The organism is Acinetobacter sp. ANC_7511 (genome assembly GCF_056779975.1).
This window is the reverse complement of record NZ_JBWYIY010000004.1, coordinates 78,244-93,630: the sequence shown is the minus strand read 5'-3', so window position 1 is coordinate 93,630 and position 15,387 is coordinate 78,244. Positions and strand designations below refer to the sequence as shown.

The 15,387-nt window shown below is 40.8% G+C and carries 13 protein-coding genes; 1 reads left to right on the top strand and 12 read right to left on the bottom strand.

Annotation, left to right across the window (positions count from 1 at the left end; translation table 11 throughout):
• Nucleotides 1-4: 4 nt before the first annotated feature.
• The 12 genes from pstA to hcaE form a co-directional block, all read right to left on the bottom strand.
• Nucleotides 5-1,393, bottom strand: coding sequence for a phosphate ABC transporter permease PstA (pstA, locus tag AC1M9L_RS03940; RefSeq protein WP_481591394.1), 1,389 nt, complete (start codon nucleotides 1,391-1,393; stop codon nucleotides 5-7).
• Complete coding sequence (pstC, locus tag AC1M9L_RS03935; RefSeq protein ID WP_092767091.1) at nucleotides 1,393-2,772, bottom strand: phosphate ABC transporter permease subunit PstC; 1,380 nt, start codon at nucleotides 2,770-2,772, stop codon at nucleotides 1,393-1,395. The genes pstA and pstC overlap by 1 nt, the downstream gene beginning before the upstream one ends.
• Before the next feature lie 99 nt (nucleotides 2,773-2,871).
• The gene (locus AC1M9L_RS03930; RefSeq protein WP_481591444.1) at nucleotides 2,872-3,897 is read right to left on the bottom strand and encodes a substrate-binding domain-containing protein; all 1,026 of its coding nucleotides are present in this window, start codon (nucleotides 3,895-3,897) and stop codon (nucleotides 2,872-2,874) included.
• Nucleotides 3,898-4,250: 353 nt separating this feature from the next.
• Nucleotides 4,251-5,783: a pyridoxal phosphate-dependent decarboxylase family protein gene (locus tag AC1M9L_RS03925; RefSeq protein ID WP_481591393.1), complete on the bottom strand. Its 1,533-nt coding sequence runs from the start codon at nucleotides 5,781-5,783 to the stop codon at nucleotides 4,251-4,253.
• A 3-nt stretch (nucleotides 5,784-5,786) separates the two neighbouring features.
• A complete protein-coding gene (locus AC1M9L_RS03920; RefSeq protein WP_481591392.1) occupies nucleotides 5,787-7,160 on the bottom strand; it encodes a diaminobutyrate--2-oxoglutarate transaminase in 1,374 nt (457 codons plus the stop codon).
• Nucleotides 7,161-7,592: 432 nt separating this feature from the next.
• Entirely contained in the window at nucleotides 7,593-8,498 is a 906-nt protein-coding gene (locus tag AC1M9L_RS03915) for a DMT family transporter (RefSeq protein WP_481591391.1), read from the bottom strand.
• A gap of 88 nt (nucleotides 8,499-8,586) precedes the next feature.
• Nucleotides 8,587-9,816, bottom strand: a complete 1,230-nt coding sequence (gene hcaD, locus AC1M9L_RS03910) for a 3-phenylpropionate/cinnamic acid dioxygenase ferredoxin--NAD(+) reductase subunit (protein WP_092767094.1) — start codon at nucleotides 9,814-9,816, stop codon at nucleotides 8,587-8,589.
• 4 nt (nucleotides 9,817-9,820) lie between these two features.
• Nucleotides 9,821-10,786, bottom strand: a complete 966-nt coding sequence (locus tag AC1M9L_RS03905) for a 3-carboxyethylcatechol 2,3-dioxygenase (RefSeq protein ID WP_481591390.1) — start codon at nucleotides 10,784-10,786, stop codon at nucleotides 9,821-9,823.
• Nucleotides 10,787-10,854: 68 nt separating this feature from the next.
• Nucleotides 10,855-11,670: a 3-phenylpropionate-dihydrodiol/cinnamic acid-dihydrodiol dehydrogenase gene (gene hcaB, locus AC1M9L_RS03900; protein ID WP_035267124.1), complete on the bottom strand. Its 816-nt coding sequence runs from the start codon at nucleotides 11,668-11,670 to the stop codon at nucleotides 10,855-10,857.
• 2 nt (nucleotides 11,671-11,672) lie between these two features.
• Complete coding sequence (gene hcaC / locus AC1M9L_RS03895) at nucleotides 11,673-11,999, bottom strand: 3-phenylpropionate/cinnamic acid dioxygenase ferredoxin subunit (RefSeq protein WP_005181999.1); 327 nt, start codon at nucleotides 11,997-11,999, stop codon at nucleotides 11,673-11,675.
• Complete coding sequence (gene hcaF / locus AC1M9L_RS03890) at nucleotides 11,999-12,517, bottom strand: 3-phenylpropionate/cinnamic acid dioxygenase subunit beta (protein ID WP_035267127.1); 519 nt, start codon at nucleotides 12,515-12,517, stop codon at nucleotides 11,999-12,001. The genes hcaC and hcaF overlap by 1 nt, the downstream gene beginning before the upstream one ends.
• A complete protein-coding gene (gene hcaE, locus AC1M9L_RS03885) occupies nucleotides 12,514-13,881 on the bottom strand; it encodes a 3-phenylpropionate/cinnamic acid dioxygenase subunit alpha (protein WP_092767097.1) in 1,368 nt (455 codons plus the stop codon). Before hcaE ends, hcaF begins: the two co-directional genes overlap by 4 nt.
• Nucleotides 13,882-14,163: 282 nt before the next feature.
• Between hcaE and hcaR the strand changes: the two genes are divergently transcribed.
• Nucleotides 14,164-15,063, top strand: a complete 900-nt coding sequence (hcaR, locus tag AC1M9L_RS03880) for a DNA-binding transcriptional regulator HcaR (RefSeq protein ID WP_035267131.1) — start codon at nucleotides 14,164-14,166, stop codon at nucleotides 15,061-15,063.
• Nucleotides 15,064-15,387 lie beyond the last annotated feature (324 nt).

Below are 15,387 nucleotides of genomic sequence, written 5' to 3'. Positions count from 1 at the left end.
CCGACTACCAACGGACTTCAAATTTCTTACGTAACCAGATCGCTAAACTATTTAAGCTAATCATCATCGCAAGGAGAACAATAATGGCTGCAGCAGTACGACCTTCAAAGAAGTTACGAAGTTCATTACCCTGCCACAAGAAAATCTGTACAGGCAGCGCTGTAGATTGATCAAATGGACTTGCTGGAACACTGGCTACAAAAGCACTCATACCAATCAACAACAACGGCGCAGTCTCACCCAATGCTTGAGCCACACCAATAATTGCACCTGTTAAAATACCTGGTAATGCCAAAGGTAGAACGTGATGAAAAACAGTTTGCAGTCTTGATGCACCCAATCCTAATGCAGCTTGGCGAATCGAAGGTGGAACGGCTTTTAAAGAAGCCCGTGTCGTAATAATCACCGTTGGCAATGTCATTAAACTTAACACAAGACCACCCACCAAAGGGGCAGATAATGGTAAATGCATCCAACCAATAAAAATTGCAGCACCAAGCAAACCAAATACAATCGATGGAACAGCAGCCAAATTATTGATGTTGACTTCTACAATATCTGTAATCCAGTTCTTTGGTGCGAACTCTTCAAGATAGATCGCAGATGCAACGCCGATTGGAATCGAAATAAAGATTACAATCAACATCATAAACAATGAGCCCATGAATGCACCAGCTAAACCAGATGTCGCTGGTGAACTACGAGAGTCAGGACTCGTGAAAATATTCGTGTTAAATGAATTTTCGATGACACCTTTAGCCTTGAGTTCATCAGCAATTTGACGAATCTCAGGACTAAGTTGTTGCTGTTCATCTGGCAAAGAACGATCAATATTACCTGCAAGCCACACATCAATATTTGCATCAGCAAGGACTTTTACATCGACTGTTTTACCAACCAAGCTTGGATCATTCATCACCATATCACGGATACGATATGCTTCAGAGCTCGTATAGATATAGCTTAAATCATCACGTTGTGCTTCAAGTTGAGGATCTTGTTTGATCATTGCATTGATGATCAATGCATCCCAATCCACCATGCCAACTTCAGTCTGCCACTCAATAAAGCGTTCTTCATACTGAGCTGGATTCTCACCTTCAGCCAGTACAGGTTTTGGACCAACTTCAATAATTTTTGGATCGAAATAGATTGGCAAATTCATGCTACTTTGCCAAAAAGCAGGCAAGCCTTTCGCTAAAATACTACCGAATAGCAATACTACGAAGAATAAGCCAGCAATCACTGCTGAAAAACCGAAGAAACGGAACGTCTTTTCTTTACGATGACGTTTAGCTAAAGAATTCTGAATAGTCTTCTTACGCTTTTCTCTAAGCTGCTCAGCTGTTGCTGAATCAACTGTCTCGAGAGTATTAGGATTAGAAGTACTCATTAGTCGTATTGCTCACGGTATTTACGCACGATGTAAAGTGCAACAATGTTCAAACCTAAAGTAATCACAAACAATGTAAGTCCTAGTGCGAAAGCGACTAATGCTTGCGGACTTGCAAAGTCAGTATCACCTGTTAATTGATTAACAATCGTAATCGTTACGGTCGAAACAGCTTCTAATGGATTTGCGTGTAAAAGAGGACTGTTACCAGCTGCTAGAACTACGATCATAGTTTCGCCAATTGCACGGGAAGCAGCCAATAAAAATGCACCAATAATGCCAGGCAACGCTGCTGGAATGACCACTTTACGAATCGTTTCAGATTTGGTCGCCCCTAATCCTAAAGATCCATCACGTAATGCTCGAGGCACTTGAGTAATAATGTCATCAGATAAAGAAGACACAAAAGGAATGATCATGATTCCCATGACAAAACCTGCAGTGAGCGCACTCGTTGCGTTGATATCAATTCCAACCATTGCCCCTACAGTTTTAATAAATGGGCCAATAATCATGAGTGCAAATACACCATAAACGATCGTTGGAATACCAGCTAAAACTTCAATGGTCGGTTTTGCCCAAGAACGGAAGCGAGGAGAAGCATATTCAGCCAAATAAATCGCGATCATTAAACCTACTGGTACAGCAACCAATAGTGCGATCCCACTGACCATGAGCGTACCCCACAACAATGGAAGTAAACCATAGCTTCCTTCTGCACTTCCCGAAGTACTGAAACCCGGGTTCCACTCTGTTCCAAAGAAGAAATCAAAAGGATTAACAAAGCTGAAGAAGCGCATCGCTTCTCCAAACATCGACATTACAATTCCAAGTGTTGTAAGAATTGCGACACCAGAACATAAAGCTAAGCCAACATTGATGACTTTCTCGACCTGATTACGCGCTCTAAAATCTTGGCTAATTCTTTTTTTTGCCCATACTAAACCTGCCAATGCAGCGCAAATGACAACTGCTAATTTTGCAAAAGAGCCAATAGTTGAAAATTTACTCAGTTGCTCTGCAGCTGCAACTTCATAGGACGTTGCTGTATCACTGACACCAAATCCGGATGCAATCGCTTGAACACGGTCAACAACTACGTTTAGGCTTGCTGGATCTAGACTTGCTTTAATATCCTGTGGCAAATGATTAAGCACCACCTGCTCCAAGATCGTTGGCTCAACCAAGTTCCAAACAATCAAAATTAAAAATGCAGGGATACCACACCACAACGCAACTAATGCCCCATAGTAACCAGGACGTGAATGCAAAGCGGCAGAGTTATTTCCCTGACCTGCTAAGTTACGGCTTTTGCGTAATCCGATTTGATAGGCAATGGCGATGATCGCCAGTAACACACCTATAAGTAGCAGATTCATGTATTCTCCACTGTCTTTTCAATTTTCATGGTTTGAAAAAACTTTTTTCAATGAAAAAACCAATGGCAGGATAATTCCTGCCATTAGTTTGTCGTTTGATTACTTAACAGCTTTACCTGCTTTAAAGTTTGCCAAAATTGATGCGCGCTCTTTGTCAGAGAGTGAAATTAAGCCCGCTTTTTCTAATTTAGAACCTTTACCTGAAACACGCTTGTTTAAGAAATATTCAGTAAACTGTGCTAAACCTTTGATTGATTTCAAGTGTTCACCTTTTACATAGAAGAATAATGGGCGTGATACAGGGTAAGAACCATTTAAAATCGTGTTTTCAGACGGTGCCACATTGTTCACAGTTGCAACGCGTAAACGGTCACGGTTTTGATCATAGAAACCTAAACCAAACACACCAACAGCACTTGGAGAAGTTTTTAAGCGTGCAAGTGTTTCTGTATAGTCACCCGCAATTTCCACAACACGACCATCTTTACGGAACGTTGTGCAAGCTTTCTTTTTGCCATCTTTATCTAAAGCTTTAATAGCAGCATACGATTCACAACCAGCGTCCACCATTTTCTCCTGGAAGACTTCACGTGTACCATGATTCGATGCTGGGATTACAAGCGTGATTGGCTCATTTGGTAATGATTTATCAATTTGATTCCAACGCGTATATGGGTTTTTTACCATTTTACCGTTTGAAGGCAATTCAGCTGCCAAAGCTGCAAATACATGTTGTGGACGTAATTTATAAGCTGCTTTGTTAGCATTTGAAGCAAATACGATACCGTCGTAACCGATTTTAATTTCTAATACTTGGTTAACGCCATTTTTCTTACATTCAGCCAATTCGCTCGATTTAATTGCACGAGATGAGTTAGCAATATCGATCGTATTGTCGCCAACACCATTACAAAATTGTTTTAAACCACCCGACGAACCGCCTGAACCAACTACTGGTGTTTTAAATTGAGGGAAGTTATTACCGAATTCTTCAGCCACAATACTTGCATATGGCAATACTGTAGAAGAACCCGCAATTTGAATTGTGTCACGTGCTGCATTTGCGGTTGTTGCTACAGCTGCCCCAGAAAGTGCTAATGCAATTGCAATATTTGTAAAGCGCATCATGTTATCTCTCAATTTATGCAAATTTGGAGTACGCTACTTTTTATTGAAGTATTGTACTTATTTCGATACATGCATTTTGATTTGATAATATGACAATAAGGTTACAGCTTTATTACGATTTTATTATTTTTATTACACCAACCTGCTTATTTATTTTTTAATTATATTTCAACGTTTTATAATAATTACGGTTAAATACTGATGTTTTTATTACCTACTTATTCTTTAATAATTACCCCCCTAATTCCGCATAAAGATTTCTTCAATCATGATTTAAAAATATGTCAAAGTTATGAATTTTGAATATCAAAAAAGCGCTCAATTGAGCGCTTTTTTTCAAAAACAATCTATTAATCGATTGGTGGCGTATATGAACCATCAGCAATTGAAGCTTTGATGCGATCAGACTCAGCCAGTACAAGCGCAAGCAAGTTCTTCACATTGTCTAAAGTTGCTACTGGACTTAAAGTTGTCATTTTCAATGATTGAACCTGACCGACTTTAGTCACACCAATATTCGCTTCACCACGTGCAAACAATTCATCCGCAACGTTTTGGTTCAGTGTATCGAGTAATTCTGTTGGGTAACCTTCAGGAATTACACGGAATAAGACTGATGCAAATTGTGGCTCAACCAATAACTCTAAACCATCTGTTGCTTTAATATAATCTGCAACATCACGCGTTAAAGTAACACCATGATCAATCATAGAGCCGTAAAGCTCTTCACCGAGTGCTTCAATCGTCATCCACAATTTCAACGCATCAAAACGACGTGTTGTTTGTAGAGATTTAGAAACAAGGTTTGGTACGCCATGCTCTTCATCATAAGCAGAGTTTAAGTATTCCGCTTCATAATGCATAAAGCGATAGTTCGCTTCATCTTTAAGTAAGAATGCACCACAAGAAATCGTTTGGAAGTAATGCTTATGGAAATCAAGTGTGATTGAATCAGAAAGCTCGATACCATCTAACAAATCACGGTGATTATTAGATAGGATTAAAGCACCGCCCCATGCTGCATCGATATGCATCCACGCGCCATACTTGTTGGTGATTTCACGGACTTTCTTCAATGGATCAATTGCACCCGCATCGGTAGTCCCTGCAGTTGCAACCACACATGCCACAATTTTGCCTTCATTTTGAAGGTGTGCCATGGTTTTCTCTAGTGCATTCATGTCCATACGCGCATTTTCGTCGACAGGCACAGTCACTACAGATTGGAAGCCCATTCCCATCATCGCCATGTTCTTTTGCACAGAGAAGTGAGCATTTTCAGAACAAATGACTTTAACGTTTCGCATCGCTTCCGCAGGTACGCCATCACGCTGAACAGACCACGGATTGCCGTTTTCGTCTTTCCAGTTTTTCGCGATACATGCATCACGTGCAAGCAATACACCCATCAAGTTTGACTGCGTACCGCCAGAGGTGAACACACCTGCTTGACCTGCACCATAACCAACTTTTTGACGAAGCCAATCGATCAACTGAACTTCCATCAATGAACCTGCAGGGCTTTGATCCCATGAGTCCATCGATTGGTTAGTTGCGTTAATGAGTACTTCTGCGATTTGGCTAGTCACCATAGTAGGACAATGCAAATGCGCTAAAGAATGAGGATGATGTACTTTTAAGCTCTTATTAAGGAATAGCTCAACCATACGCTCTAATGACTTTTCCACACCCAATCCTTCTTTAGAAGGATTAAATGCAATTGCACTGCGTAGCTCTTTAATGCTACCGCCTGTGTACATTTTGTCATTTTGTAACCAAGCTGCTACTGCTTGAGTTGCCTGATCCATTGCTGACGTATAGTCAGCAATGGATGCAGCATCATTACAGAGCAAAGCTTTACGGTGTTCTGCAAAATCTACCATGAATTAAGCGCCTCGTACCGCAACTAATGCTTCAGAAATTGCTTTCTTAAAGCGCACAATTACTTCTTCACATTCAGCTTGGTTAATAATTAATGGGCAAAGTAGACGAATCACTGTACCGTTACGCCCACCCTTTTCTAACAACAATTTGTTGTTGAAACACGCTGCTTGGATTGCAGCAGCCAATTGACCATCTGCAGGAAGTGAACCCATATGGTCAGCAGGTTTACGCTCATCAACGATTTCGATACCGATCATTAAACCGCGGCCACGTACATTACCGATACATGGGAATTCTACAGCTAATTTCTTCAATTCAGCTTGAAGGAAATCACCGCGCTCTTGTGCGTTTTGCGCAAGATTTTGCTCTTTAATCGTTTTGATCGTAGCAAGACCAGTACCCATAGCCAATTGGTTACCACGGAAAGTACCCGTGTGACCTGCAGGCTGCCAAGCATCAAACTTACGCTTAATACCAAGTACTGCAAGTGGTAAGCTTCCACCTACTGCTTTCGACATCACTACAACATCAGGTTCGATACCCGCATGTTCAAAGGCAAACATTTTTCCTGAACGCGCGAAACCAGCTTGTACTTCATCAAGAATTAAAACGATGTTGTGCTTTTCAGTCACTTCACGAATTTTTTTCAACCATTTTACAGGTGCTGTAACCACACCGCCCTCGCCTTGAATCGCTTCAAGGATAACTGCAGCAGGCTTAGTCACACCGCTTTCAACATCTTCGATGAAGTTTTCAAAGAAATAAGTAAGCGCGTCAACACCCGCTTCACCGCCTAAACCTAGTGGGCAACGGTATTCATGTGGATACGGCATGAATTGAACGCCTGGCATTAAACCATTAACAGCGTTTTTAGCAGACAAATTACCTGTCATTGCTAATGAGCCGTGAGTCATACCATGGTAGCCACCAGAGAAGCTGATAACAGTGCCACGGCCAGTATATGTTTTTGCAAGTTTAATTGCTGCTTCTGTACCATCTGCACCAGATGGACCACAGAACTGTAGGCAGTACTCTTCTTTACCACCCGGTAATTCAGCAAGTAAAGCTTCAGTAAAAGCATCTTTTAAAGGTGTCGTTAAATCCAAAGTATGTAATGGAAGACCACTCGCTAAAGTGTCTTGAATACTTTGAATGACCGCAGGATGATTATGGCCCAAAGCCAATGTTCCTGCCCCAGCTAAACAATCGAGGTACTCTGTACCTTCAACATCAGTAACCCAGCAACCTTGTGCTTTTGCTATCGCTAACGGCAATTTACGTGGATAGCTACGAACATTAGATTCCATCTGACTTTGGCGAGTCAAATAGTATTCGTTAGTAGAATTAGGTGCAGGATTTACAGAAGAAACGCTCATATCGAATTACCATCTCTGATATGGGTTAATAGAAATAAGTCGGGTGACTTGCGGTCCTTTGACTCGGTGCTTTATAGAGTTCTAGTTAGCCTATTGTGTAGAGTTATAACTAGAGGGCGCGATGATAACGAATTTTGAAATAAAATAAATAGATTTCTATCGTTTTCACCAGCAGATTCTAAAATATTAATGTGACAAATTGATAACTTGTATAGATTTCAAACTGTACCACTTCTATTTTAGATAAGTTTGAACTTGAGCTAAAGTAAAACAGTCCAAATTATGCAAAAAATGTTCAATTTTTTTTGCTGATTTGAACTGACTTTTTCAGTATTCCTAAATTCGAGCTTGGGCTAAAGCATAGTTTTGTAACATTATGAATCTTATATATTCATGTAGTTGTACGTGTGTGATTAAAACCACTTTTTTCACTCATTTTTTTAAGAATAGTTTCAAGAGCTCTCGATTAAAATACATCAGCAACCCCATCATCACAACGACAATTCCCCACAAGGCTTCATTATGAATAATTTCATTATTTAAGGATGCCCCCAAAACTAGGGCGATGACTGGCGTCATGACATTACTCAAAGACACTGTCGACGCTGCTAAGCGGCGAATTAACCAAAAATAGCACAGCATCGCAACAATTGATGACATGATCATTGTGAATAAAAAACCCACCATCGCTTGCGTACTTGGTAGCACGGTTGGGATTTGTTGCCAAATGAATGGAATGATTAAGAGTGATCCTAGAGCTGAAACGATTAATGAACCAGACGCCTGACTCATGGGGCTTAAAGGTGCATTAATTTGTTTGACCCAAAAAATCGAACTGATATACGACACCATACTGATCAGCATCAAAACCACACCCCAAGGATTGACTCGCTCATCTGCAGATTCTGCAAAAACAAATGTGAGACCTAATACGGCAATGACCATTCCACTCCATTGTAAAATAGACAACTTATGTGTTTTTAGGATGAGATGTCCAATGAGACCTGCAATCAATGGCGAAAATCCGAAGATCAGTGCCATTAAGCCTGACGTTAAATAATTCGCTGCCAAATAGATAAATAACTGCGCACCTATTAAATTTAGGCTACCAGCTACATAACTTTTCAGCGATACATGATCAAACGGGAGTGGATCACGCATCATTTTGAGCAACGCCAAAGCAATTATAGATGCACCAAAGTATCGAATGATGAGCACCCACATTGGATGAATTTCTGCAACACTCCATACAATGGCAAGTGGTGTTGCAGCCCATATCAATACCAATAAGGCATATATACTCGCAACGACCATTATATTTGAGGAACTAGAATTCATAATTTGCTCAAAATTAAATCAATATTTTCTTAGGCACATAAAAAACAGACCTAAGTTACCCTAGGTCTGTTGCACAATCTCACCAAGTTTACTTCACAAGTTTACGAAGGTCTTGGCTAAGATCTAAATATTTATCTGCTTCAAATGCAGCTTGTTTGCTAATCAATTTTTTAAGATGACGCATTTCTTTAGCCGCATTTACCGTAATACCACCAACAATAATACCGTCAGTCACACCGAACAATACAAATGAAGATTCTGCACGTAGCTCAGGATTGATTTCACCACGTACTAACCACTCAGCTGCTGCCATATCACCTACGAATTGGTAGTTAATGTCCAACTGATCTGTCCAGAACCATGCTGGATTAGGAGTAGGATGTTCTACACCCATCACATGGCGTGCAAAGATACCTGCTTGAAGATTGGCATTTTCCCAAGTCTCAACACGACGGTGGTTACCACAGTCACGAAGTTGAGTTGCCACATCACCTGCCGCATAAATATCGGCATTCGAGGTTTGGCAATTTTCGTTTACTTTGATCGCGAGATCAACGTCAAGACCAGCATCAACTGCCAACTGTGCATTTGGCACAATACCGATACCGTAAACCACAGCATCCGCACGAAGTTCTTCGCCATCAGCTAAAGTCACCACAATTTCTTCGCCATCAAGCTTGCAATCTGCAATTGAAGTTGAAAGACGAACATCCACACCTGCCAATTTTTGCTGTTCAAGCAAGAATTCACTCAAGATGCGTGGCGATGAACGCCCCATCACCATTGGTCCCATTTCAATGACAGTGACTTCACATTCTTTGAAACGTGCAGATGATGCAAGCTCAAGACCGATTACACCACCACCAATCAGGATGATACGTTGACCTTTTTGTAACACTGGTACAAGGGCTTGTGAATCTTCAAGATTACGCAGCGTGTAAACATGTTTGCCAAGTGCATCGAAGTTTGGAAGACGACGTGCTGCACCGCCAGTTGCAATCAGCAATTTGTCATAAGCAACAACATCACCATTTTGAAGTTCGACAGTTTTGGCTTCAGCGTTGATTTTCACGACACCATTACCGCGAATTGCTGTCACACCAAGATCTGCTAATTTTTCTTCAGATAAAATTTCAATCTTGGTTTCTTCAGGTTTTAAAATCACGTCTTTAGACAGTGGTGGACGCTCATAAGGAAGATGCGTTTCATCACCAATTAATGTGATTTTACCTTCATATTTGTTTGCACGAAGCTCAAGGATCGCACTTGCGCCTGCTTGACCCGCACCAACGATGACGATGTTGTTTACATTGCTCATGGGATTAACCTTTTAATTCCGCAGATACGATACCGAAGCCCGCAATCCACTCACTAATATCTTCATAGCAGTGAGTTGTCATTTCATACTCACCAACTTCGCTCAGTGCAGCAAATGCTGCCATCCAGCAACGCACTTCTTGACCACCACGACCACCTTCGACACGAATTTCTGCCTCAGTCATCGCTTCCATTGCAGCAAAATCTGCTTGTTTAAATTTCTCAAGCAATGCGATATCCCACTCAGGGCTCAGCGGTACTGCAACTGATGTATCTCCAGCAGCAAGTTTCTGACCAACTGCAATAATTTTCGCTTGACGCGCATTACGTGCTTCTTCAGTTGGATTACGGCCAGCAATTAAAAACTCTTCAACTTCTGGTGGCACTGAACCCATTTGAGGTGTTGGTGGATCATGAGACAAACCACCTGTACCCAATACAAGTACACGCTCATTTTCAAGATTAAGTGACTTTATATATTGTCCAACCGCACGACCTAAAGCAATAGTACGCTTTGTGGTTGGCATTGGAGCGGCAGCGCCATTAATAAATATTGGAATCGTTTTATAACGATCAAGTTTTCCATCACAAAGGAAGTGTAATGGTTGAGTCACACCATGGTCAGCCTGCATACGATATGAGTATGCAACATCAACACCCTCATCTAGAACTTGACGCACAAGCGCCAAAGCCTTGTCTTCAGGAACATCGATTTTATTGTCAATTTTACCGTAATCCCAGTCACCAGCAGCCGTAGCACGGATACCGACACAGAAACTTGGCATAAGGTCGTAGAAAAAACCGTTAAAATGGTCTGGACCAAAAGTAATGATCAGTGTTGGATCGTAAGCTTTTACTTCAGCAGATAATTGTTCAAAAGCAGCACGTACTTTTTGCTCTTTTGACTGATCTTGAGGTGAAGCAAATTCCATTAAAGGACTGTGCGAAGCACAAATAAGTTTAACGGCCATGAGAGACTCCTTAAAAGGAAGGCAGCCTTAGAACAGGCTGCCGATAAGTCCATTTTTTAGACTAGATTTTATTCGTCAAAGAAACCAGCACGTGGTTGACGTAGACCACGAATACCCAAACCACATTCTGCATTGATCAGAACACCAGTTAAAGGTCGGTTATTTTGACGAGATGCCAAGAGCACATAAGAACCTGTCATTTCTTCAGGCTCAGGTAAGAAGTTCAACGGCATACCACGCGCGATTTTCTCAGGATCACGCGCATCTAAAAGACCTAGATTTTCTTGGCCTAATGATGCAGCACCTTTAATGTTTACATTCATACCTGACGGCGCAACAGCATTCACACGAACTTTGGGTGCAAGCTCGTACGCCAATTCCTTCATGATGCCTACGCCAGCATGCTTAGATGCTGTGTAAACTGGACCACCACCCGCAGAATATAATGCTGAGTTAGATAGTGTGAAGATTATCGAACCTTCAGATTTTACTAACTCATCAAGTGCAGCTTTAGCACCTAGAATTAATGCTTTCGTATTAATTCCCATGATTTCGTCAAACGCTTTATCAAGTTGCTCACCTGAAGTATTGACGATATCTGCGTAGTGATCCCAGATTCCTGCATTACCAATAAAGCAATCAAGCTTACCAAAACGCTCAACAGTTGCTTTTACAGCACGGACATTGTCTTCATAGTTGGCAACATCACCAGCGATTGCAACAATTTGATCACCAAAGCGTTCTTTTAAAGCATCGACTTTAGATTGTGAACGTTGTAACACACCAACGTGTGCACCTTCTTCAAGGAAGCGTTCAACTAAAGCCCAACCTAAACCAGAACCACCACCTGTGATCAGTGCAACTTCGCCTTTAAGCCAACCCATGATTACTCTCCTGCCATCTCAACGTATAACGCACCATCTTCAACAATCACTGGGAAAGTTTGAATTGGATCTGTCGCTGGTAAACATAATGCTTGACCGGTTTTTAAACAGAAGCGAGCTGAATGCAATGGGCATTCGACAGTGCCATCGTCTTCAAGATAACCTTCTGACATTGAAGCATTACCATGAGAACAACGGTCATTCATTGCGAAGAACTCACCACCATTGTTAAACACTGCAAGCGCATCGATACCGTTAACGCCGCAATCTACTTTCAACGCTTCGCCTTCGTCTAATTCGTCAACTTGGCAAACAAAAATCTTATTCATTAGAAGAATACACTCAGGTTGTGAGAGTTATAGGTAACTTGATCAAGCGTGATCTTACGGTTGAAAATTTGGAAGCCTAAGCCACCTTCAACTTTACGGATCTTGTCATGACGTTTACCACAGTAAATCGTGACATCTTTCTCTTTTTGTGTACGGTACAAAAGATATGTAACGTATACATCGTATTCGCCTTCAACTTCAGTAGCTTCTACGATCACGTTACTCACCATATGGGTTGTACGTGATGGAGGCTCTTCAGCCCACGCCATACCTGTTTCAAGACGAGCAACACGACGCTCTAAAAGATCTTTCGTATCATTGAACACCCAAGTTGTAGGTGGTTCAATTGAACGACGACGGTCACGCGTTTGAGCATTTGGTGTTGTACGTAGCGTGTAAGAAATATCTTCAGCTAACGTATCTAACCAATCGCGAAATTTCCAATCGTCAAGCAATTTCGCTTCACGATAGAGGAATTGACTAATTTGATGGTGAAGTTCTAAACTCACTTGACTCATTTCATAAGCTCCTTCTCATATTCGTCAGCTGCTTTCTCAACATCTTCCCATTTTTCATGGATTAGCAAGTCTGCCCAACGACGGTACATGCCGCGTGCCGCAGTTTCTGAGAAAATATAGTTAGTGATACCAGGGATACCATCTTCACGAATTTTCTCGTTACCAAGACCCATTTCCATAATGAGTTTATTTTGACGCGCTTTGTAACCACGTAAGACTTTTTGAATTTCGATCCAGTTTTCAGAGTCATCTTGCTCTAAGAAACCAGCTGGACCAAATGCACGTGTCGCAGAACGTTCAAACGCTTCTTTCACTTCTTGTGACGCTTCAGCATCCGCAATACAGAACGCCCATACTTCAGTTTTGTTTGGACCACGTGGATGCCATACGCGAAGTGTTGCTGTACCGTTTAACCAAGACAATGTTGGGAACATCGTGTTGTGACCAGCAAGACGTAACGCACGGATTTCACCAAGACGCTCTTTAACTTCTTCGTAAGTTTCGCGGAAATAGTTTGCTACTTCACCATCAACCCATACGTTTGCATCTGGTTTCTCTGTAAAGAAAAAGCCTGAACCGTGACCACGTGAACCATATTGGATTGCGTCTTTCGCAGTTTCCCATACAGGACGTGCAGTTTGCGCAGCACCTAATTTCTTAGTAGATTCGTCATCAGGTTTAGCACCTAATACTTGAATCGCAGATGCGTGAGAGAACAATGCATGATATTGGTCAGATGCAAACTGTTCAGCCGCAAATTTCCAGTTACATTCGATTTCCCACTTATGAACACCACCGATGATCTCAGTACCACCTGGACGACGATCTAATACGCCGTCTAAGTACCAAGCGATATCACCCATGTATTCTTCAAGATCTGGAGTTGTTTCATCCCAACAACCGAAGATTAAGCCTTTATAAGACTTCACACGGTTTACTTCGATCAAACTCCACTTCTCTTTACATGCGCCTTGAGGGAATGCACGATCTTCAAGAGGAATATCTTTAAGAGAGCCGTCTACGCCATAAGACCAACCATGGTATGGACATGTAAATGCACGAGTGTTACCGCAGTCAGCAAAGCTCACGCGCATTGAACGGTGACGACATTGGTTTAACAATGCTTTGATTGAACCGTCTTTTTGACGTACCACGATGATCGGATCTTCACCCATATAGGTATTGAAGAAATCACCAGCCTTTGGAATTTGGCTTTCATGGCAAAGGAATAACCATGTACGACCGAACACACGTTCAAGTTCTAGTTCATAGATATCTGGATCTGTATAAATAGATGGCGTGATACGTCCATTTTGTGCATCGACTAAAGCATCGATTTCGCGCACATCAATTTTCCCACTCATGAAAAGCTCTCCTGTGACTAAATTAGACACAAACTAATAGACTCAACTTTGCAGAGATAATGAGTTTTGAACGAGTTTTGGGGAAATATTTTTTTTGTTTGAATCAAGATGTTTTATCGATAAATTAATCAATCGCTCAATACGTGAATTTTACCATATTTTAATAATAACGTTGATATTTCAATATGCTCAGCCCCACTTCACCGAATATCCATTTGTGAACTATACTCGCACTTGATCATATTTAGACATTATATGAATCAATCTTTGGATGATTTTTTTATGGAACTACGACACCTACGATATTTCATTGCTGTGGCAGAAGAACTCAACTTCACCAAAGCAGCCTTGCGCCTTTATACTGCTCAGCCATCATTGAGCCAGCAGATTAAAGATCTTGAAGATGAAATTGGCGTCCCTTTGCTTTATCGTACAAAACGTAAGGTAGAACTCACTGAGGAGGGTCAAGTCTTCCTTGAACAAGCTCGCCTCACGATAGCCCAAGCAGACAAAGCAGTCGCAATGACTCGTCAGATTGCCAAATCTAAACAGCAATTGTTACGTATCGGCTTTGTTCCCGTCGTTGAAATGAAAATTTTTCCTTACGTTCTCCCTAATCTTCGTGTTCAAAACCGGGATTTAAAGATTGAATTGTTAAGCTTAAACAACTCCGATCAGTCAAAAATGTTAAAAAAAGGCGAAATTGATATCGCTTTTACTCGTCAAAATCTATTTAGTGATGAAATCGAAAGTCAATTTGTTTTACGAGAACCTTTGATTTTCTTACTCCCCAAAGATCATCCACTCGCTAAATACGATCGCATTCCAGTAAAAGAGCTCGATGGAATCGATTTCATTATTCCTTCTGAACAGCAATCTCAAACCCTAAATAAGATCATTCTAGATTTTGCAAAATACCATCAAATCAATTTAAATATTGTTCAAACTGCAGACAATATCCTCTTTAACATTAATTCTATTGGCATGAACCTGGGCTGTACTTTTCTACCTGGATATATCGCACCACTGACGATGAACAACACCGTGATTCGACCGCTAGACGTGGAATTACCTTCAATCGATTTATTTGCAAGCTATAGAAAAAGTACTAACTCAGAAGGCGTCAAAAAATTTATGGACTTACTGAGCTCTGTTTTTTACCTTGATATTAATCGTAATTAATTAATTTTTTTTCAAATTAATGATCACCGTTAAACATAGCGGTGATTTTTATTTTTTATTTCAACCATCAGTCTTAGACTTTAGTCTAATAAAGTTTTACGAATATCATCATAAATTGTATGAATTCAGGCTTTAGATTAGACTAATTTTTAAACAACCCATTAACTAACTAGACTTGCTCTACCACTTAAGTCTAATAAATTAAAACAGATCAATGCTCAATATTGATTATCAATATGCAGATTTAAACGTATTAAACACATGTTCTGTATTTTCAGTTTTAAAAAAGAGGATGATTAAATCATCCTCTTTTTAGTTTTTTAG